The organism is Sphingomonas sp. Leaf257 (assembly GCF_001422185.1).
Classification (GTDB): Bacteria; Pseudomonadota; Alphaproteobacteria; order Sphingomonadales; family Sphingomonadaceae; genus Sphingomonas; species Sphingomonas yabuuchiae.
Genome location: NZ_LMMH01000003.1, coordinates 1 through 20057, shown reverse-complemented (window position 1 = coordinate 20057; position 20057 = coordinate 1). Strand labels below are relative to the sequence as shown.

The 20057-nt window shown below is 67.6% G+C and carries 20 protein-coding genes and 1 tRNA gene; 16 read left to right on the top strand and 5 right to left on the bottom strand.

The features are described from left to right. Window positions 1–6 precede the first annotated feature (6 nt). From ASF14_RS04000 to aguB, 4 genes are all read left to right on the top strand, one after another. A complete protein-coding gene (locus tag ASF14_RS04000; RefSeq protein WP_056432477.1) occupies window positions 7–981 on the top strand; it encodes an agmatine deiminase family protein in 975 nt (324 codons plus the stop codon). 116 nt (window positions 982–1097) lie between these two features. After that, window positions 1098–1550: a hypothetical protein gene (locus ASF14_RS03995; protein WP_056431983.1), complete on the top strand. Its 453-nt coding sequence runs from the start codon at window positions 1098–1100 to the stop codon at window positions 1548–1550. A 53-nt stretch (window positions 1551–1603) separates the two neighbouring features. Next, entirely contained in the window at window positions 1604–2614 is a 1011-nt protein-coding gene (locus tag ASF14_RS03990) for a hypothetical protein (RefSeq protein ID WP_056431981.1), read from the top strand. A gap of 33 nt (window positions 2615–2647) precedes the next feature. Next, window positions 2648–3496: an N-carbamoylputrescine amidase gene (gene aguB / locus ASF14_RS03985; protein WP_056431977.1), complete on the top strand. Its 849-nt coding sequence runs from the start codon at window positions 2648–2650 to the stop codon at window positions 3494–3496. A gap of 136 nt (window positions 3497–3632) precedes the next feature. Here the strand turns inward: aguB and ASF14_RS03980 are convergent, their stop codons facing one another. After that, window positions 3633–4307 carry a uracil-DNA glycosylase gene (locus tag ASF14_RS03980; protein ID WP_056432474.1) on the bottom strand — a complete coding sequence of 225 codons (675 nt, stop codon included), beginning with the start codon at window positions 4305–4307 and terminating at the stop codon, window positions 3633–3635. A gap of 22 nt (window positions 4308–4329) precedes the next feature. On the opposite strand from ASF14_RS03980, the gene folK reads away from it, so the two are divergent. Beyond that, window positions 4330–4806, top strand: a complete 477-nt coding sequence (folK, locus tag ASF14_RS03975) for a 2-amino-4-hydroxy-6-hydroxymethyldihydropteridine diphosphokinase (protein WP_056431975.1) — start codon at window positions 4330–4332, stop codon at window positions 4804–4806. A 20-nt stretch (window positions 4807–4826) separates the two neighbouring features. Then, window positions 4827–4902, top strand: a tRNA-Lys gene (locus tag ASF14_RS03970). 17 nt (window positions 4903–4919) lie between these two features. On the opposite strand, the gene ASF14_RS03965 is transcribed toward ASF14_RS03970, so the two are convergent. After that, window positions 4920–5339 (bottom strand): DUF2721 domain-containing protein, encoded by a 420-nt coding sequence (locus tag ASF14_RS03965; protein WP_236696922.1) that lies wholly within the window; start codon window positions 5337–5339, stop codon window positions 4920–4922. 218 nt (window positions 5340–5557) lie between these two features. Here ASF14_RS03965 and ASF14_RS03960 point away from each other — a divergent pair, with 218 nt between their 5' ends. From ASF14_RS03960 to ASF14_RS03950, 3 genes are all read left to right on the top strand, one after another. Further along, window positions 5558–8050 carry a DegT/DnrJ/EryC1/StrS family aminotransferase gene (locus tag ASF14_RS03960; RefSeq protein WP_056431973.1) on the top strand — a complete coding sequence of 831 codons (2493 nt, stop codon included), beginning with the start codon at window positions 5558–5560 and terminating at the stop codon, window positions 8048–8050. After that, on the top strand, window positions 8047–9126 hold the full coding sequence (locus ASF14_RS03955; protein WP_056431970.1) for a glycosyltransferase family 2 protein: 1080 nt from the start codon (window positions 8047–8049) through the stop codon (window positions 9124–9126). The genes ASF14_RS03960 and ASF14_RS03955 overlap by 4 nt, the downstream gene beginning before the upstream one ends. A gap of 449 nt (window positions 9127–9575) precedes the next feature. After that, on the top strand, window positions 9576–10307 hold the full coding sequence (locus tag ASF14_RS03950; protein WP_236696921.1) for a phosphatase PAP2 family protein: 732 nt from the start codon (window positions 9576–9578) through the stop codon (window positions 10305–10307). Here ASF14_RS03950 and ASF14_RS03945 read toward each other — a convergent pair. Beyond that, window positions 10284–11123, bottom strand: coding sequence for an HpcH/HpaI aldolase/citrate lyase family protein (locus ASF14_RS03945; protein WP_056431967.1), 840 nt, complete (start codon window positions 11121–11123; stop codon window positions 10284–10286). The genes ASF14_RS03950 and ASF14_RS03945 overlap by 24 nt on opposite strands. A 4-nt stretch (window positions 11124–11127) precedes the next feature. Further along, on the bottom strand, window positions 11128–12132 hold the full coding sequence (gene galE, locus ASF14_RS03940) for a UDP-glucose 4-epimerase GalE (RefSeq protein ID WP_056431964.1): 1005 nt from the start codon (window positions 12130–12132) through the stop codon (window positions 11128–11130). A 79-nt stretch (window positions 12133–12211) separates the two neighbouring features. Here galE and msrA point away from each other — a divergent pair, with 79 nt between their 5' ends. Continuing rightward, window positions 12212–12751: a peptide-methionine (S)-S-oxide reductase MsrA gene (msrA, locus tag ASF14_RS03935; protein WP_056431961.1), complete on the top strand. Its 540-nt coding sequence runs from the start codon at window positions 12212–12214 to the stop codon at window positions 12749–12751. Window positions 12752–12998: 247 nt separating this feature from the next. Here msrA and ASF14_RS03930 read toward each other — a convergent pair whose 3' ends face one another. Further along, a complete protein-coding gene (locus ASF14_RS03930; protein ID WP_056431958.1) occupies window positions 12999–13934 on the bottom strand; it encodes an L-threonylcarbamoyladenylate synthase in 936 nt (311 codons plus the stop codon). Window positions 13935–14002: 68 nt separating this feature from the next. Between ASF14_RS03930 and ASF14_RS03925 the strand changes: the two genes are divergently transcribed. The 6 genes from ASF14_RS03925 to ASF14_RS03900 all read left to right on the top strand — a co-directional run. Beyond that, the gene (locus ASF14_RS03925; RefSeq protein WP_056431955.1) at window positions 14003–14821 is read left to right on the top strand and encodes an arylamine N-acetyltransferase family protein; all 819 of its coding nucleotides are present in this window, start codon (window positions 14003–14005) and stop codon (window positions 14819–14821) included. Between the two features lie 454 nt (window positions 14822–15275). Continuing rightward, a complete protein-coding gene (locus tag ASF14_RS03920) occupies window positions 15276–15587 on the top strand; it encodes an STAS domain-containing protein (protein WP_056431953.1) in 312 nt (103 codons plus the stop codon). Then, the gene (locus ASF14_RS03915; RefSeq protein WP_056431950.1) at window positions 15584–15952 is read left to right on the top strand and encodes a response regulator; all 369 of its coding nucleotides are present in this window, start codon (window positions 15584–15586) and stop codon (window positions 15950–15952) included. Before ASF14_RS03920 ends, ASF14_RS03915 begins: the two co-directional genes overlap by 4 nt. After that, the gene (locus ASF14_RS03910; protein WP_056431947.1) at window positions 15949–17919 is read left to right on the top strand and encodes a chemotaxis protein CheA; all 1971 of its coding nucleotides are present in this window, start codon (window positions 15949–15951) and stop codon (window positions 17917–17919) included. The genes ASF14_RS03915 and ASF14_RS03910 overlap by 4 nt, the downstream gene beginning before the upstream one ends. A 4-nt stretch (window positions 17920–17923) precedes the next feature. Beyond that, on the top strand, window positions 17924–18421 hold the full coding sequence (locus tag ASF14_RS03905; RefSeq protein WP_056431945.1) for a chemotaxis protein CheW: 498 nt from the start codon (window positions 17924–17926) through the stop codon (window positions 18419–18421). A 357-nt stretch (window positions 18422–18778) separates the two neighbouring features. Further along, window positions 18779–20057 (top strand): methyl-accepting chemotaxis protein (locus tag ASF14_RS03900; RefSeq protein ID WP_082442074.1); only part of this gene is annotated, 1279 nt, incomplete at its 3' end.

Below are 20057 nucleotides of genomic sequence, written 5' to 3'. Positions count from 1 at the left end.
CCAACCGTGACCACGCCCCCGCCGCCCGAATGGGCCCCGCATGACGCCGTATGGATCGGCTTTCCCAGCCATCCGGAGCTGTGGGAAGAGGATCTCGACCCGGCGCGCGAGGAGGTGCTGGCCTTTGCCCGCGCCGTCCATGCCGATGGCCGGGGCGAGCGGGTGATCCTGGTCGCCGCCGATGGCGAGGCGGCCGATGCCGCGCGCGCGATGGCGGGCGACATGGCGGACGTGGTCGTCCAGCCCTTTGGCGATATCTGGCTGCGCGATACCGGCCCGATCATCACCGGTGACGGCTCGGCCCGACTGTTCCAGTTCAACGGCTGGGGCGGCAAGTACGACCTGCCCGGCGACGACACGGTCGGCGCGCGGCTGGCCGAGGATCGCGGGCTTTCCGCCACTCGCTGCGAATGGGTGCTGGAGGGCGGCGCGATCGACGGGGACGGCACCGGGCTGGTCGTGACGACGCGTCAGTGCCTGCTAAACCCCAATCGCAATCCCGAACTGACCGAAGTCGCAATCGCCGAGCGGCTGGCCAGCGATCTGGGGCTGACCCGGATCGTGTGGCTGGGCAACGGCCTGCTCAACGACCATACCGATGGCCATGTCGACAATCTGGCACGCTTCGTCGGCCCCAACCGCGTCGCCATCCCCGAAGCCGCCGAGAACGACCCCAACTGGCAGGTCTATGCCGCCGCCAAGCGTGACGCGCAGGCCGCCGGTCTGGAGGTCGTCGGCATCCCGTCGCCGGGCCGCGTGCTGCGCGACGACGAGGTCGTGCCCGCCAGCTATATGAACTTCTATATCGGCAACGCCTCGGTCGTGGTGCCGCTCTACGGCAGCGAGAATGACGATGCCGGGGTCGCCGCGATCCAGGCGATCTTCCCCGACCGCCAGGTCGTGGGCCTGCGCGCCGACGCGATCCTGACCGGCGGCGGCAGCTTCCACTGCATCTCGCAGCAGATTCCGACGATCGGCTGATATGTCTCCCTGGCCCGTGCTTCTTCGTCGAAGCGCGGGCCTTTCCCTTTACCGTGCATAAACCGTGGGTTGGCTAGGGTGGTACATTCACCCGTCCGGGATCGGAGCCCCACATCTTGCAAGTCACCATCAATCTGCTCCGTGCGCAACACGAGGACATAGCGCGCGCCGTCGGCGTTCTCATGGCCCTGTTCGACCTGCGTTATGCCGAGGCCGCGCCGCTCCTGGGCCCGGCCCGCACGCGGATCGCGCAGGTCATCACCAAGCATCTGAAGAGCGAGGACGAACTGCTGCTGACCCCGCTGCGCGAACGGCGGCTGATGGCCAGCATTCCCGGATGCGAGGCGGTCGTGGTCGAGACGCGCGAACTGCGCCTGACCTATTCCAAACATATCGGAACCTGGACCGCCCGCGCCATCGAGGAACGGTGGAACGAATATGTCGGGGTGACCCGCGCGCTCAACCAGCGGTTGATGGCGCTGTGCGACCTGAAGATGAAAAGCTTCTACCCGGTGGTCCTGCGCTCGATCCTGCTCGATCCCGTCCCGGCATCCCGCCTGACGGCGTGACGCGCGGGGCGGCAAGGGCTAGCATCGCGGCGCCACCGATCAGGGGAGTCGCCATGACCGCCGTCCGATCCGCCGACGGGTTCGCTCGTCCGATCCTCCCCGCCATTGCGCCTGCCTTGGCCATCGCCGGTGCGGCGGTTTTGCTCCGTTTGCCGATAGCGCAGGCTTATCCCCGCGCAGCGGCGCTGCTGTTCCTCTGGATCGCCTCGGATGCGATGATGCTGGGGTTGTTGAGCCGGACGCGGCGGCCGGGTTGGCGTGCGGGAATCGCCACGATGGCGTCCGCAGGCATGGCGGTATTCAGCCTGTCGCCGCCGCCGATCCGGGTGGCGCTGTTCGCCATGCCCTGGGCGACGATGGTTCCGGTCGTCGCGATCGCGCTGCATGGCGGATGGGGGCTATGGCGGGTGGCGGCGCGGCAGCGCGCATGGAACCCGGCCGATCCGGATCGCTGGTCGGCGCTGCTGGAGGAGATGCTGCCCCGGCCGCTGGTGCGACTGGCGCTGGCGGAGGCCCGGCTGCTCCACCTCGCGCTGTTCCGTTGGCGCGCGGCACCCGACATCCCGGCGGGGGCGCACGCTTTTGCCTATCACCGCCATCTGCAACCGATGATGATCGCGCTGCTGGTCATTTCCTGCATCGAGATCACCGTCACGCATCTGCTGGTCGCGCATTGGAGCCGGGCCGCGGCGATGGTGATGTTCGTCATCAGCGATGTGTCGCTGCTGTACCTGATCGGCCTGATCAAGTCGCTGCGCCTGTCGCCGGTTTTGCTTACTCCGGCGGGGGTGCGGCTGCGGGCCGGACTATTGGTCGACCGAACCATTCCCTATGCGGCGATCGTGGCGGTGACGGCCAATCCCGATGGCGAGACGGTGCGCGCACCCGATAGCTGGAACATCGCGCTGCTCGCCTGGCAAAATATGCTGATCCGCCTGTCCGAGCCCTTGCCGCCGCGCTCGCGGTGGCGGCGCGATCCGGTGCGGGCGGTGGCGTTGCGGCTGGACGAGCCGGGGCCGTTTCTCGATGCCTTGCGGGCCCGGCTGGATGCGGAAGCGGGGTGACGCCCGCGTGCGGAGCCATTAAAGGGCAGGGCCATGACCCAGATCACCGTCGCTGCGCTGCAACTGGCCTTTACCGCCGATATCGACCGCAACATCGCCGAGGTGTCGCGCCTCGTCCGCGAGGCGGCACGCCAAGGCGCGCAGGTGATCCTGCCGCCCGAATTGTTCGAGGGCGAATATTTCTGCCGCGTCGAGGATGAGGGGTTGTTCACCAACGCCAAGCCGACCGCCGAGCATCAGGCGGTGCGCGCGATGCAGGAACTGGCCGCTGAGCTGAAGGTCCATATCCCGACCAGCTTCTTCGAGGCGGACGGGCCGCATCACTACAACTCGCTGGCGATGGTCAACCCGGACGGCAAGGTCGCGGGCGTCTATCGCAAGAGCCATATCCCGGACGGTCCGGGCTATGAGGAGAAATTCTATTTCCGCCCCGGCAATACCGGGTTCAAGGTGTGGGACGGCCCCGCGACCAAGCTGGGCGTCGGCATCTGCTGGGACCAATGGTATCCCGAGACGGCGCGCGCGATGATGCTGATGGGCGCGGAAATCCTGTTCTATCCGACCGCGATCGGCAGCGAACCGCATGACGACAGCCTCGACACCGCGCGGCTGTGGCGCCGTGCGATGGTCGGTCATGCCGTCTCCAACGTCGTGCCGATCGTCGCCGCCAACCGCGTCGGTTGCGAACATGGCCAGACCTTCTACGGCACCAGCTTCATCTGCGACGAGCGCGGCGACATCCTGGCCGAGCTGGACCGCGAGGAAGAGGGCGTGATCGTCGCCACGCTCGACATCGACCGGGTGAAGCGCCACCGCGCCGCCTTCGGCTTCTTCCGTGACCGGCGGCCGGAACTGTACGGGCGACTGGTCCAGGATATCTGATTTTTCATTCCTCCCCTGTAAGGGGAGGTGGCAGGCCGTCAGGCCTGACGGAGGAGCGTGCCGGCCCGCGGCGATGCCCCTCCACCACCGCTTCGCGGTGGTCCCCCTCCCCAAGCGAGCTTGGGGAGGAATAGGTTCAGCCCCGCAACTCCATCGCCCGCGCGAACACGGCCTCAAACATCTCGGGCGTCAGTCTCCCGGTATTCTGGTTGTAGCGCGAGCAGTGATAGCTATCGAGAATTACCGGTCCGCCGCCGGGCAGGCGATGTTCGGCCATATGCGCGAATCGCGCCTTGGGCAGCCGACCGCCCAGTGCCTTGATGACCGATCGGTGCGCGATCTCGCCCAATGCGATGACCACCGACAGCCGGGGCAGCGCGGCCAGTTCCTGTTCCAGAAAGGTGCGGCACGTACGGATCTCGTCCGGCGTCGGCTTGTTCTCGGGCGGCAGGCATTTGACCGCGTTCAGGATCACCGCGCCCTTCAGCGTCACGCCGTCATCGACCTTGGCGGCGAACTCGCCCTCGGCCAGGCCGAATTTGGCCAGCGTGCCATAGAGCAGCGGCCCCGCGCCATCGCCGGTGAAGGGGCGGCCGGTGCGGTGCGCGCCATGCTTGCCGGGGGCGAGGCCGACGATCGCCAGCCAGGCCTCGCCATCGCCGAACGGCGGCACGGGGGCGTTCCACCAATTGGGATATTCGGCGGCGACGGTCTCGCGGACCTCGACCAGGCGGGGACAGAGCGGGCAGTCGCGCGGCGGCTGGATCGGGGCCAGGGGCGCCGGGATGACAGGAAAGGATGCGTCAGGCATCGCGCTCGGGTAGTCGCAGGGCATGACGACGACAAGCTATGCCATTGCACTGGGTTCCAACCGTCCGGGGCGGCATGGCGGCCCGCGGGATGAAATCCGCGCGGCGCTGGCGGCCCTGCCCGGCGTCTATGCGGTGTCGCCGATCCTGACGACCGCGCCCATCGGCCCGTCGATCCGCGCCTTCGCCAATGCCGCCGCGCTGGTCGAAAGCCCGCTGGACCCGCCCGCGATGCTTCGTATGCTGAAAGCCGTCGAGCGCGATTTCGGGCGGCGGCGGGGGCAGCGCTGGGGTGCGCGGGTGATCGACCTGGACATCATATTATGGTCAGGGGGGCGGTGGCGCTCGCCCGGCCTGGTCGTGCCGCACCTGGCCTATGCGACGCGGGACTTCGTGCTGCACCCGCTGGCGGCGATCGCGGCGGACTGGCGCGACCCGCGTGACGGACGGTTTGTGCGCCATATGCGACATGGTGTTGACCGCAGGCGTCCGCGCCCCTAGGTCGCTTCCACCCCGATGGAGGGTCCGTAGCTCAGTTGGTAGAGCAAGCGACTTTTAATCGAGAGGTCCCGGGTTCGAGTCCCGGCGGACCCACCACCGGGATGATATACCGATCAGCCTTCGTCATGATCGTCGCGAAGCGCGCGGCCCGCGATCGTGATTTCCCCGACGAAACACGCCAGCCCTGCCACCGCGCAGATCAGTCCGCCGCCGAAAAAGAAGAACAGCACCCCCGCATGACGCGAGTCGCGCAGCGTCCCCAGGAACAGGGTGATCGCCGCGCAGCAGGTCATCGCGCCCGCCGCCGCGGTCAGCGTGACGGCGATGTCGAGGATCTTCGAGCGCAGGCGCAGGCGGCGCATCTCATAGCCGTTCGTCCGGCCATCCCGCTTCAACCCCTGAATCCGGTCGCTGATCCGCCCCAGCCGAGTCGCAAAGACGTTCAGCAGCGATCCCACGGCGGTCAGCAGGAAGATGGGCGTCAGGGCCAATTGGATGACGCGGGCAGCGGCGTTTAGGGGTTCGGTCATCATGGCTCGCTTCTCGGAAGATCAACGATCGAACAAATGGCGCCAATGTTCCCGGGATAAGCATCGCCGAAGGACCGCCGCTGGCCGGGACCAGTATAAAGCGGCGGGACGTCTCTCCCGAAATGGGATGGCGGGGACGATCGTGTGATCCCAATCATCTTGTGCTAAGAGCTTTTTAGGACGGATATGGAAAGACGGGGCGTTTTAAGGGGGAAAGGCAGATGGAATTTCCGCTCATCGCGCCGCGACCGCCCCGGCTGTCCGAACAGATGGAGGGCCTGAAGCGGATCGAGGCGTCCGGCCAGTTCAGCAATAACGGCCCCGAGGTCCGCGTGCTGGAAGCCGAGATGGTCGCACGGCTGTTCGACGGGCGCGGTGCGGCGCTGGCGGTCGGCAATGCGACGCTGGGCCTGATGATCGCCATCCGGCAGGCGGCGGGGCTGCATCCCCGGCCCGGCACGCTCGCCATGATGCCCGCCATGACCTTTGCCGCGACGGCGCAGGCGGCGATCTGGGCCGGGCTGACCCCCCTGATCGTCGATATCGACCCGCAGGACTGGACCGCCGACGCGGCCGAGGAAGAGCGGATGCTGGCGCAGCATGGCGGCCGGATCGGTGTCGTCGTGCCCTATGCGACCTTCGGCACGGTCATCGACCTGGATCGCTATGCCTGGCTGGCGCGGCGGTACGAGGTCGGGGTCGTCATCGATGCGGCGGCCTCGCTGGGGACGCTGGACGAAGCGGGGCGGGGCTTCGGCACGGGGGCGCCCTTTGCGCTGGTCTATTCGATGCACGCGACCAAGACCTTTTCGGTCGGCGAGGGCGGGCTGGTCTATAGCGGCGATGCCGACCGGATCGACCAGCTGCGCGCAATGGTGAATTTCGGTTTCGAGAGCGGGCGCAACGCGACCTTGCCGGGCATCAACGCCAAGATGCCCGAGATACTGGGCCTGATGGCACGGAGCAAGCTGGCCGAACTCGATAGGATCTGCGACGCCCGCGCCGCGCTGGACCGCGAATATCGCGCGGCGCTGACCGGGCTGACCTGCCAGCATGGGACGGCCAGGCGGCAGGCGACTCAGTTCATGCCGGTGCTGCTTCCCCCCGAACTGGCCTCGCGCCGAACCGCCATCGCCGAAGCCCTGGCGGCGGACGGGGTCGGGACGGGGCAGTATTTCAGCCCGCATCTGGGGGAGCAGACGCTGTTCCGCGACACCGCGCTGGTCGAGGCGACGCCGGTGGCGGATGATGTTTCGGCGCGGATGCTCAGCCTGCCGATCACCGATGCGATGCAGCCCGGCGATGCGACGATCGTGGCCGGGCGGCTGATGCGCGCGATCGCGCATGTTGCTGCCGATGCCGGGTCGGGGGCAGGGCAGGCGCGCGGCGACGCCGTGCTGGGCTGCGTGATGATCGGCGGCGGACCGGCGGGCACCGCCGTGCTGACTGCCGCGAGCAAGAAGGGATTGCTGGAGCGGCTGGCCGGCGACGGCCTCGTGCTGGTCGAGCGGTCGCCCCATGTCGGGCCGGGCGCGCTGGGCGGCTATGCGATCCGTTCGGACACCACGGCGGAAACCTTCCTGTCGGCGGTGCGCGGCAACCCTTATCCCGAACTCGCCGCGCTGGAGACGCATCCGGCCGGGCAGATGATGGCGCGGCATTGCGGGGCGCTGGGCGCGCCGCTGGCCGAGACCGCGCCGTTGCTGGCGGCGACCGCGCAGCGGCTGCGCGGCATCGTGACGGCGCATGGTGGTGAAATCCGCACCGATACCGAGGCGCTGAGCGCCCAAGCCACGGCGGACGGGCTCTGGCGGACCACCATTGTCGGTCGCGAAGGGCAGCGCATCCTGACGTCGCGCCATCTGGTCGTGGCGACCGGCGGCTACCAGACCGACGCGCATGTCGCGGACAAGAGGGTTGCGGGCGCCAGCCTGGGTGAATTGGCGGGTGACCGGCTGATGCGCTCCGACCTGCTGTTGCGGCGGGGCGGCTTGGAGGCGGTGGCGGCACGGCTGGCCGACCGGCGCGCGCCGCGTGTGGTGATCGTCGGGGCCTCGACCAGCGCGCTGGCCTCCGCGGTGCAGCTGCTCAAATGCCATGACCTGCCCTGGGGGGCGGGCGCGATCACTTTGATGGTGCGCACCCCGCCCAAGCCCTTCTTCCCATCGGTCGAGGCGGCGGCGGCGGAAGGCTTCACCGACTTCACCGCCGACGATATCTGCCCGGTCAGCGGGTTTGTGCTGCGCCTTGCCGGGCTTCGGCTGGAGTCGCGCGAGCTGGTGATGCGGATGCTGGGCCTGGGCGGACGGACGCCCGACCCGCGCCTGCGCCTTCACCGGATCGCGGGCGAGGACGATGCCGAAGCGCGTCGGATCATCGGCGAGGCCGACCTGGTGGTCGGGGCGCTCGGCTATCGTCCGCGCGCGCTGCCGCTGTTCGACGTCAACGGACAGCCGATCGCGCTGGCGCACCGCGCGGGGCGGCCGATGGTCGACCGGCATTGCCGCGTCCTCGACGATCAGGATCGGCCGGTGCCCGGCGTCTTTGGCATCGGCCTTTCCGCCGGTTTCGTACCCTGGGGCGCGCTGGGTGGGGAGAAGAGTTTCCGGGGGCAGGCCAATGGCTTGTGGCTCTGGCAGAATGATGTCGGCCAGATGATCGTCGACCAGCTGCTCAGGCAGGATGCGGCGGCACGGAGCAGCGCGGCGGCATGAGCGATCCGGTCGCCGATCCTGTCGTCAGCGTCGTCATCCCCGCCTATAACGGCGCGGCGCTGATCGGCGAAACGCTGGCGAGCCTGGGCGAGCAGACGCTGACCGGCTGGGAGGCGTTGGTCGTCGACGACTGTTCGTCGGACGGCACCCGCGAACTGGTGCGGAACTGGCCCGATCCCCGCGTTCGCCTGATCGAAAATGCGGTCAATGGCGGCCCGGTGACAACGCGCAACCGGGGATTTGCCGAGGCGCGGGGGCGCTATCTGGCGGGGTTGGACCAGGACGATCTGTGCCGCCCGGAACGCCTGGCGCGGCAGGTCGCGTTTCTGGAGGCGCATTCCGATATCGTGCTGGTCGGCACCCAGACCGAGCAGCTGGTCGGGCGGCGCGTGCTGCCTATGGACTATGCGCCGCACACCACGCCCGAATTGATCGCCTGGCTGAGCTGGATCGAAAATCCGCTGGCATGGTCGACCGTGATGGTCCGCGCCGATGTCGCGCGGCGGCTCGACCCCTTCACCCGGCCCGAAATCCTCTATGCCGAGGATTTCGACCTGTATCACCGCATCGGCGCATTCGGGCGCATCGCGCGACTCGATGAGCCGCTGCTGATCTATCGCCAGCATGAAGGCGGCGCGTCGAAGCGGTTCACGACGATGATGCGCGCCAGCGCGACACGGGTGCTGGCCGAGGCGCATGCGCCGCTGCTTGGCGACGATGCGGACGAGGTCGCGCGGCTGCTGGTCCAGCATAATATGGGGGGTGTGCCGGTCCCGGATGGCGCAACCCTGCGCCGCCTGGGGCAGGCCATCGCGCAACTCCAGAGCGCGTTCGTCGAGCGGTTCGCGCCCGATGCGCAGAGCCTGACGCTGATCCGCTGGGAAACCGCGCGACGATGGCGGCAAATGGCGCGGGCGGCGCTGCGGGGCGGCCAGGTCACGCTGGGGGATGTGCTGGCGTCGCGGCCGCCGCATCTGGGGCTGGGCTATGCCAGTGTCGACGATCTGCTGCGATGGCGCGCGATCGGTATGGCGCGGCACCTATATCGGAAAGGGGGCGCCCATGACCGGGACTGATCCGATCAAGCCCGAGCCATGCGCCGTTTCCCGTGGCAATCCCCAGCCGCCGAAAGCGCCGGGGATTGCGCCGACCTGTCTTAGAAAAGGTGCTCGATCAGCTTGGACGCGCCCAGGGCGACGCCGCCGACGGCCAGCCAGCTCGATACCGCACCGATGGTCAGGATCATCAGGCGATCGATCGGCGAAATCATGTGCTCTTCCATGGTGGTGCAGTCCTCTCCCGCCAATCGTGGTCGTCGGCGTGCCTCATTTATGAAACAGAACTGGTTAACAGACAAACCCGTTTTTCGAATGACGCTGATCGATCGGACCGTTTCTGAAAGAGCTGTCGGCCATTCAATGGCTTGGCCATGACGAAAAGCTCGTTCAGCCCCGGTCTGAAAGCCTGATTCGCTTGCCCTTGAAGAGCATTCGCCACAAAGGCCGGGCATGACGAGGCCATTCCCATGATCGATCAGACCCGTTTTTCGGGCAGCGATTCGTCGCGCGACGAATCGCGTGATTCGCCGCTTGCCGCCCCACCGCGCCTGTCGGCCATGCCGATGGCATTGCGCGGGGTGGCGGCGGGGGCGGTGGCGCTCGCGCTGTTGCTGCTGTTCGGACTGGCGGTCGATCACTGGCCCTTCGATTGGGATCGGGCGATCCTGACCGGGTTGCGGACCCATGCGTCGTCGCCGGGGCTGCGCGCGGCGGCGGTGGATTTCACCGCGCTGGGCAGCGTGCCGGTGCTGGTCCTGATGGTGGTGGGCGCGGCGGTCCTGCTGCTGGCGCGCGGCTGGTGGCTGCTGGCGCTGATGACGGCGCTTTCGGGGATCAGCGGCGGTGCGGTCGTGACCTGGGTGAAGCTGATGGTCGCGCGCCCACGGCCCGACCTGGTGCCGCACTGGGTCGATGTCCACAATGCCAGTTTCCCCAGCGGCCATGCGGCGGGCAGCGCGATGGTCTATCTGACGCTGGCGGCCCTCGCGACGCAGCTGACCGATCATCGCCGGGTGCGCCATGCCATTGTGGGGATCGCGGTGCTGCTGGTCGGGGCGATCGGGGTCAGCCGTGTCTATCTGGGCGTGCACTGGCCGTCCGACGTGGCGGCTGGCTGGAGCTTCGGCACGATCTGGGCACTGGGCTGGTGGTGGGCGACGGCGGCGGCCCGCCGGTCATGGGTGGCCGAGCGCCAGTAACGCCTGCGCCGCCTTCAGGTGCGGTGCGTCGAGCATCTTGCCGTTCAGCTGGAGCACACCGGCCCCCGGATTCGCCGCAAACAGATCGACGATCGCCTGCGCGCGCGCCAGCTCCTCGGGAGAGGGGGTGAAGGCGGCGTTGATGACCGCCACCTGGCTCGGATGGATGGCCATCATGCCGGTAAAGCCGTCGCGCCGCCCGCGCGCGGCATAGGCGGCCAGCCCTTCTAGATCGGCGAAATCGGGATAGACCGTCTCGATCGCCGCCACGCTCGCCGCATGGGCCCCGAACAGGGTCAGCGACCGGGCGAGCTGATAGGGCGCGGTATAGCCGCCATCCGCCTCGCGCGAGGTGACGGCACCGATCGCGGCGGGCAGATCCTCCGCGCCCCAGGTCAGCCCGGCGAGCGGCAGCGGCGATCCAGCATATTCGTGCAGCCGGAACAGCGCCAACGGCGTCTCGGTCGCGATCGGCAGGATCGGGATATGCGCCACCCCGCGTGCCGCCAGCGCATGCAGGCTGACCAGCCCCTCGGCCTTGGGCAGGACGATGCCATCGGGCCGGGCAGGCAGGATCGCGGCCAGATCGTCCGCCGCCAGCGGGCCATCGACCGGGTTGATGCGCACGAACAGCTGCACGCCGGGCTGACGCGGCTGGTCCAGGAACCGAGCCACTTCTTCGCGTGCGCGCGGCTTGGCATCGGGGGCGACCGCATCCTCCAGGTCCAGGATCAGCGCATCCGCGCCCATCCCCAGCGCCTTGGCCATCCGCTCGGGCCGGTCGCCCGGCACGAAGAGGAGCGAGCGCAACCGCACCGGATCAGCGGCCCATTTCGGCCAGCTTGCGCTCCCAGGCCAGCGCGTCGCGAACGATGCCTTCCAGATCGTCCCGCTCGGGCCGCCAGGACAGGGTGGCCAGGATCGCGCCATTGTCGGCGACCAGCTCGGCCGGGTCGCCCGCGCGGCGGCCTTCCATGCGGCGCTCGATCGTCAGGTTGGTCACGCGGTCGACCGCATCGAGCACCTCCAGCACCGAGAAGCCACGGCCATAGCCGCAGTTCAGCGTGTGGCTCTCGCCCGGCTGCTCGACCAGCAGTTCCAGCGCGGCGACATGCGCGGCGGCGAGATCGGAGACGTGGATATAGTCGCGCACGCCGGTGCCGTCGCGGGTGGCGAAGTCGGTGCCATAGACGCCGACGGCGTCGCGCTTGCCGATCGCCGCCTCGACCGCGATCTTGATCAGGTGCGTCGCGCCGACCGTCGACTGGCCCGAACGGCCCTGCGGATCGGCGCCCGCGACATTGAAGTAACGCAGCGCGCAGTAATTGATCGGATGCGCGGCGGCGACGTCCTTCAGCATGATCTCGGTCATCAGCTTGGACATGCCGTACGGGTTGATCGGCGCCTTGGGATCGCTTTCCTTGATCGGCACCCGCTCGGGCGTGCCATAGGTGGCGGCGGTCGACGAGAAGATGAAGTGGGCGACGCCCTCTGCCACCGCGCTTTCCATCAGCGAGCGGCTGGCGGCGGTGTTGTTGCGATAATATTTGAGCGGGTCAGTGACCGACTCGGGTACGATGATCGAGCCCGCAAAGTGCATGATCGCGCGGACCCGGTGCTCACGGATCGCGGCACGCACCGCGTCGTCGTCGGCGACATTGGCCACGACCAGCGATGCGCGCGGATCGACCGCCCAGTCGAAGCCGGTGACGAGATTGTCGAGCACGACGACCTCATAGCCTGCATCCAGCAGCGCCAGCACGGCATGGCTGCCGATATAACCGGCGCCGCCCGTCACCATCACCTTACCGTCGATCGTCGCCATTACTTTTGCCCCAAGTCGCTGGATTGCCGTGGCCTAGCCGCTTCCTATCTAAGCATACAAGACGACAAGGAGATTCCGAGTGACCGAATATGTAACGCTGGCCGGGGGCTGTTTCTGGTGCACCGAGGCGGTGTTCAAGGACGTGATCGGGGTCGAATCGGTCGAAAGCGGCTATATCGGGGGCACCGTGCCCAACCCGACCTACAAGCAGGTGTGCGGCGGCGACACCGGCCATGCCGAGGCGATCCGCATCGGCTTCGATCCGGAGCAGCTGGCGCTGGGCGATCTGCTCGACATTTATTTCGCGACCCATGACCCGACGCAGCTCAATCGCCAGGGCAATGACGTCGGCACGCAATATCGCTCGGCGATGTTCCCGGCGGACGAGACGCAGGAGGCCGCGATGAAGGCCGCCGTCGAGAGGGCCCAAGCCGGGCTGGACAAGCCGGTCGTGACCACGATCGAGCCGATGGCGCAGTGGTATCCGGCGGAGGATTACCATCAGGATTATTGGGAAACGTCGGGCCGGTCGAACCCCTATTGCATGGCGGTGATCCCGCCCAAGCTGCAGAAGCTGCGCAAGAGCTTCGCCGCGCGGTCTAAGGCGGTGACGGCGTAAGGGATCCTGGCGGGGGGCCGGGGTGTGCGCTTCGGCTTCCTTCAGCGTGAACGGAGGCCTTGAGTTAATCCCAACATCCGTTCAGCCTGAGCGTAGTCGAAGGCCATGCACGGACCTTCGCCCAAAAACGCCCTTGCGGCATCCCTTGGCCTTCGACTTCGCTCAGTCTGAACGGGGGGGGGGCGATCCCCCAAGTCCGCTCGCACCGAGCGAAGTCGAAGTGCACACCGCGAACTCGGCCCAGACCCTAGCGCGTCGCCGCGCGCCGCAGCCGGTCGTTGATCGCCTCGCCGATGCCGTCCGCCGGGATCGGCGCCACGGCCAACTTCGCGCGATCGCTGGCATCGGCGCGGTGGAGTGCATCGAACAGACGCGCTGCCGCCTCGATCGGATCGCCGCGTTCCGACAGGCTGTCCTGCCCGCTTACACCTCCGAAACCGATCAGCCACTCGTCCGCCGCCGCGTGCGTGACGTTCAGGCGCAGAGGCTTGCGCGGCGCATAATGGCTGGCAAGCTGGCCCGGCGCGGTGACGATGGCGGGGGCTTCCGGGCCTTGCTCCACATCGCCCAGCACCGCCGCCAGCATCGCCGCCGTGACCGGGCCAGGACGCAGGATGGTGCGGCCCGAGACGATGGTCGATTCCAGCCCCGCCTCGGTCGCACCGTCATCGAGGACCGGCACCTCCGGCCCCAGGCTGGCACGGACATGGGCGGCGCGGGTCGGGCTGATCCCGCCGCTGGCATTGGCGGAGGGGGCGGCGAGCGGGCGGCCGGTCTCGGCCAGCAGGGCCTGCATCGCGCGGTGGCGCGGCACGCGGATCGCGACCGTATCCAGCCCCGCCGTGACCAGCGAGGCGATCCCCGTCCCCGCTTTCAGCGGCTGCACCAGCGTCAGCGGTCCCGGCCAGAAGGCGCGGGCCAGCGCCAGCGCGTCGTCGTCGAAGTCCGCCAGCGCCAGCGCCGCCGCCAGATCGGGGACATGGACGATCAATGGGTTGAACGAGGGCCGCCCCTTCGCCGCATAGATCCGCGCCACCGCCTCGGCCGCCGTCGCGTCGGCGGCGAGGCCATACACCGTCTCGGTCGGCACGGCGACGATGCCGCCATCCAGGATCACTGCCGAGGCGGCGCGGATCGCATCGGGGCCGAAGGGCAGGGTCGGGTCTTCGAGGGGAAAGGTCATGATCGCCCCGGCCTATATCCCCTCGCGTGCGGTGACAGAAGGGGCCGGGCCCCTTAAAGGACGCACGCATGTTCGATCTCGATTCCTATCTCGCCCGTATCGCTCTGCCCTCGCGCGTGACCGTCGATGCCGAAGGGCTGGGGCGGCTGCAATGGGCGCATCGCCAGGCGATTCCGTTCGAGAATATTGATGTCCGGCTGGGCCGTGCCATCGCGATCGACAGCGCCGGGGTCTTTGCCAAGCTGGTGACGGCCAAGCGCGGCGGCTATTGCTTCGAGCAGAACCGCCTGTTCCTCGACGCGCTGGCGGCGCATGGCTTCCATGCGCGGCCGCTGCTCGCGCGGGTCTGGCTGGCGGCGACCGACGTGCCGCCGACGACCCACACGCTTAGCCTCGTCCATATCGATGGACAGGACTGGATCGCCGATGCGGGCTTCGGGGGCAGCTATCTGCCGTCCATGCCGTTGGTCGAAGGGGCCGAGGCGACCGCGCCCGACGGCGCGCTGTTCCGGCTGGACCGCGATCCGCAGCATGGCTGGATGGTGCTTCGCAACGGTCATCCCGGCCTGACCGATGGCCGCGCGACGGGCGAGGGGTGGCAGCCCCAGTACAGCTTCACCACCGACCATGTGTGGGACGCCGACCTGGCGCTGGCCAATCACTGGACCTCGACCGCGCCGGAGAGCCGTTTCCGTCAGGCGACGATCGTCAGCATCGTTCTGCCGCGCGGCTTCGCGGCCCTGACCGACCGGCATTATCGCCGCCGCGTGGGGGAGGATGAAACCGCCGCGACGATCACCGATCCGCGGGTCTATCGGATGCGGTTGAGCCTGATGTTCGGCATCGACCTGAGCAGCCAAGACGCGGGTACGCTGTTTAGCGAATAACTGATTCGTTCTTGTGCCGTCATGATCCGGCATCCGGATCGGGTTAGACAGATTATTGCTTGATCCATGTTAGCCGGCGGCTGGCGGGTGGTGCCCATGTACCGCCCGCTCAGGTGACGGCCAGATGACGGCTGCCCTCGTGATTCCGACGATATGCAAGGTGTTGCACGTGGCAAACGGGCCATGGTGCAGCCATTCCCCATTTCCGTCATATGTCTTGTATATTTAAGTCGGATTTTACCATTGCGCGATACACCCCCGAATGAACTTGGGGGACATAAGAGATGATTGGGTGCGATGAGCCCCGGCTGGGACTGAGGGGGTTCAGCCGAGCGATTCCACTCGCAGGCCGTGATGTACACGGCCCAGTCGGCGTTGATGCGTATTTCGTGAAATATTGATGGGGCCGCAGGGCGATCCTGCGTGTCCGAACCTTTGACCTGAAGGAAAGATCATGTCGATCACCATGGTGATGGCAAGCGAGGATGTGTGCCTGCCGACCATCGGCGCTTTGGCCGAAGATTTGAAGAACGCGATCGCCCCTGACGCGACCGTCCGACTGGACCTGTCCGGCGCCGCCTCACCGGACCTTAGCGTCATCCAACTCGTCCAGGCGGCGCGTGTCCATGCGGCGGCGGCGGGGTGCGATTTCGCGCTGTCGGCGCCCGCCGACGCGACGCTTCACGCCCTGCTGACCCGCGCGGCCTTCCTGCCCGCCTCGGTCGACGACACCCAATTCTGGCTTCACGGAGATACCGCCCAATGACCGCTTCCATCCTGACCGTCGACGACAGCGCGAGCCTGCGTATGGCGATCCGCATCGCCCTGACCGGCGCGGGCTATACGGTGACGGAAGCCGCCGATGGCGCCGAGGGCCTGGCCAAGGCGACCGGGACCCGGTTCGACCTGATCGTCACCGACCTGAACATGCCCAATATGGACGGTCTGGAGATGATCCGTGCGCTGCGCCAGCAGCCCGCCCAGGCGGGCGTGCCGATCATCTTCCTGACCACCGAGTCCGATGACTCGATGAAGGCGCAGGCCAAGGCAGCGGGCGCGACCGGCTGGCTGGTGAAGCCCTTCCAGCCCGAACAGCTGATCCGCGTCGCCCAGAAGGTCCTCGCGCGATGAGCGGCGAAGATCCGACAGCCGCCTTTCGGATCGAGGCGGGCGAGCTTCTGGAACAGGTCGAACAGGGCCTGCTCGACCTGGGGCACCGGCTGGACGACATGAACCTCGTCAACGCCGTGTTCCGTGGCCTTCACACGCTGAAGGGCTCGGGCGCGATGTTCGGCTTCGATGCGCTGGCCGCCTTTACCCATCACTGCGAGAGCGCGTTCGACCGCGTGCGCAAGGGCGATGTCCGTGCGACGCCGGACCTGGTGTCGGTGATCCTGTCGGCGGCGGACCATATGCGCGCGATGGTCGATGGCGATGCGCCCGCCGCCCATGGTCAGGCGATCCTGGACCGGCTGGCGACGGCAGTCGACGCGGCCGCCGGTATCTCGGCCCCCGTGGCCGCGCCTGCCCCGCGCAAGCAGGGCTGGACCCTGTCCTTTCGCCTGCCGCCCGACGCGATGGCCAATGGCACCAGCCCGCTGGCGCTGCTCGACGAACTGCGCGAGCTGGGTGAGGCGACCATCGTCGCGACCTTCGACAAGCTGCCGGCGCTGGACGATCTCAACCCCGGTCATTGCTTTATCGGCTGGGACTGCACGCTGATCGGCGACATTTCGCGCGAGGCGATCGAGGACGTGTTCCTGTTCGTCATGGACGATATGGACATCACCATCGCCCCGCTGGCGGTCGAAGAGGCCGGGGAAGCGGACGTGGCGGCGGCCCCCGAACAGGCGCCGGTCGTCGTCGATGCGCCGGTGGCGGCCAACGACATCACGCCGCGCGCCGCCTCGGCAAACCGGGCCCAGGGCGAGCATGTCCGCGTGCCCGCCGAGCGTCTCGACGAGCTGATGGACCGGGTCGGCGAACTCGTGATCGCACAGAGCCGTCTGTCGCAGCTGGCCGGGCATGGCCACGACCTCAGCCTGCGGTCGGTCTCCGAAGAGATCGAGCGTCTGGCGGGCGAGATGCGCGACACGATGATGATCCTGCGCATGGTGCCGGTGTCGACGCTGTTCGGCCGTTTCCGCCGCCTGATCCACGATCTGGCCAACGAAACCGGCAAGGCGATCGAGCTGGTGACCGAAGGCGAGACGACCGAGGTCGACAAGACCGTCATCGAGCGTCTGTTCGACCCGCTGGTCCATATCATCCGCAACAGCTGCGACCATGGCCTGGAAAAGGCCGAGGACCGTATCGCGGCGGGCAAGTCGGCCAACGGCGTCATCCGCCTGAGCGCGCATCAGGCGGGCGGCGAAGTCCTGATCACCATCACCGATGACGGTCGCGGCATCGATGTCGAACGGGTCCGCGCCAAGGCGGAGGCCAACGGCCTGATCCAGCCGGGCCAGGTGGTCAGCGAGGACGAACTGCTGGGCCTGATCTTCCACCCCGGCTTCTCGACGGCGGCGCAGGTCACGAACCTGTCGGGCCGGGGCGTCGGCATGGATGTGGTCAAGCGCACGATCGAAAGCCTGCGCGGCTCGATCGACGTGAAGAGCGTGTCGGGCAAGGGCTCGACCATCACGCTGCGCATCCCGCTCACGCTGGCGATCATCGAGGGGCTGCTCGTCCGCGTGGGCGAGGGACGCTATGTCATCCCGCTCGCCGCGGTCGAGGAATGCCTGGAGCTGTCGCTGGAGGAGGATCTGCGCTCGCGCGGGCGCAGCATCATCACGCTGCGCGAACGCCTGGTGCCCTTCCTGCGGTTGCGCGACCTGTTCGAGACCGGGACCAAGCCCGACACCTATCAGAAGATCGTGGTGGTCGGCACGGGGGCGGAGCGCGTCGGACTGGTCGTCGACCAGATCGTCGGCAACCACCAGACGGTCATCAAGGCCATGTCGCCCTTACACCGCAACGTCGCGGCCTTTGCGGGCGCGACCATCCTGGGCGACGGTTCGGTCGCCCTGATCCTCGACATCGCCCAGCTCATCGCGATGAGCCAGCCCAGGGAGGAGCGGCGTCTGGCCGCTGGATAAGCCCATGCCCTATCACAAAGTACCCAATTGGACGCCCGAGAACGGCCTGGAGGTCCTGACCTTCGGCCTGGGCGGCGAGACCTTCGCGCTGGAGGCGGGCATCGTCCGCGAAATCCTGGACATGATGCCGGTGACGATGGTGCCGGGCGCCGATCCGCTCGCCGCCTCGGTGATCAACTTTCGCGGCCGCATCGTGCCGCTGGCCGATCTGCGCGGCTCGTTCGGGATGGAGGCGCATGCCAACACCGCCGACAGCCGGATCATCGTGATCGAGCTGGACGTGAATGGCGACCCCTTTCTGATCGGCCTGACCGCCGATCGGGTGAACGAGGTCACGGTGCTGCACGCGGGGGATGCCGAGGAGGCGCCGGTCATCGGCATGCGCTGGCCACGCGACCATGTCCGCTGCCTGGTGCGGCGCGAGGGCGACCTCGTGGTGTTGCCGGACCTGACGGCGCTGTTCGCCCGCCTGACCAGCGACGCCGAGACCACCATCCACTGACCCCTAACACAGAGAGCGTCGGACGCCTTTCAGGCCATGAGCATGCGATAGCATTTCGTATCGACGCCTCTGCAAACGGATCGGACCGCACTGCACCGGGTCGGGTTGTCCATCATGGCCATCCCGGTGCAGCCCCCCGGCGGGGAAATTCCCGCCCCGGGAGCGACCGTGTCGCATTTCGCGGGACCGCCCCGGCACGATGCCGAATGGCGAGATCGCCGCCGACGCCCGCGTATTGGGCAGTATTCCTGACATTCCCGCCGGACCCTTGTCCGGCCTGTACGACCATTCATCGGGCGTCCGACAGCGTGTCGGCGTTTCACACCACCATCGATATTTTCGGGGAGGATCCTGATCATGCGAGCCACGATAAAAATGAAGCTGGGCGCGACATTCGCGCTGATCGTCTGCCTTCTGCTGGCGGTCGTCGGCGTCGGCGTGATGAAGATGAGCGCGCTGAACACCGCGATCACCGACGTCATCGCCGGTCCGTCGAAGCGACTGGAAATCGCACTCAGCGTCAACGAGCGGATGAACCGGGTGCTGCGGTTCGAAAAGAACATGGCACTGACGGATGATAATGCGCTGACCCGGAAGTTCGATGCCGAGGTCCTGAAGTCGCGCAACGAAACGCGCGAGCTGATCGCCGCCGGTCTGGCCATCTCCACGACGGAGGGCAAGCCGCGTTGGATGCAGGTCCAGTCGCTATTCGACCAGTATGTGCCGATCAACGATCAGATCCGCACCTTGGCGCTGGCCAACGGCAATGCCGAAGCCGGACGGATTTCGGTCACCAAGTCGCGTGAAGTCGCGGGCCAGATCAGCGGCCAGATCGACCAGATCGTCGGCCTTGCCAAGGACGCGATGAAGCAGGCCGATGCCGATACCAGCGCCCAATATGCCAATGCCCGCAATGTCCTGTTCGCCACGGCGGCACTGGCGCTGCTGGTCGCGGTCGGCGGTGCGCTGTGGATTTCGCGTCTCGTGTCGCAGGGGCTGAACAAGGTTTCGGCGGCGATCGACGCGGTGGCGATCGGCGATCTGTCGCAGGACGTGGCCGTCACCTCGAATGACGAGATCAAGGACCTGGTCGACACGGTCAACCGCATGACCGCCAACCTGCGCGAGAGTGCGCAGCTGGCCGACACGATCGCGGGCGGCGACCTGACCGTCCAGCATCAGCCGCTGTCGGACAAGGACGTGCTGGGCCATGCCCTGGTGTCGAGGGTCGAGCGTCTGCGCGGTGTCGTGGGCGATGCGACCCAGGCGGCGCAGAATGTCGCGGCGGGCAGCCAGCAGCTGTCGTCCTCGTCGGAACAGGTGAGCCAGGGCGCGACCGAACAGGCCGCCGCTGCCGAGGAAGCCTCTGCCTCGATGGAGCAGATGGCCGCCAACATCAAACAGAATGCCGACAATGCGACGCAGACCGAGAAGATCGCGCGCCAGTCCTCGCAGGATGCCGAGGTGAGTGGTCAGGCCGTGCAGAAGGCCGTGGTCGCCATGCGCACCATCGCGGAGAAGATCGGCATCGTCCAAGAAATCGCGCGCCAGACCGACCTGCTGGCGCTGAATGCGGCGGTCGAGGCGGCCCGTGCGGGCGAACATGGGCGCGGCTTTGCGGTGGTGGCCGCCGAGG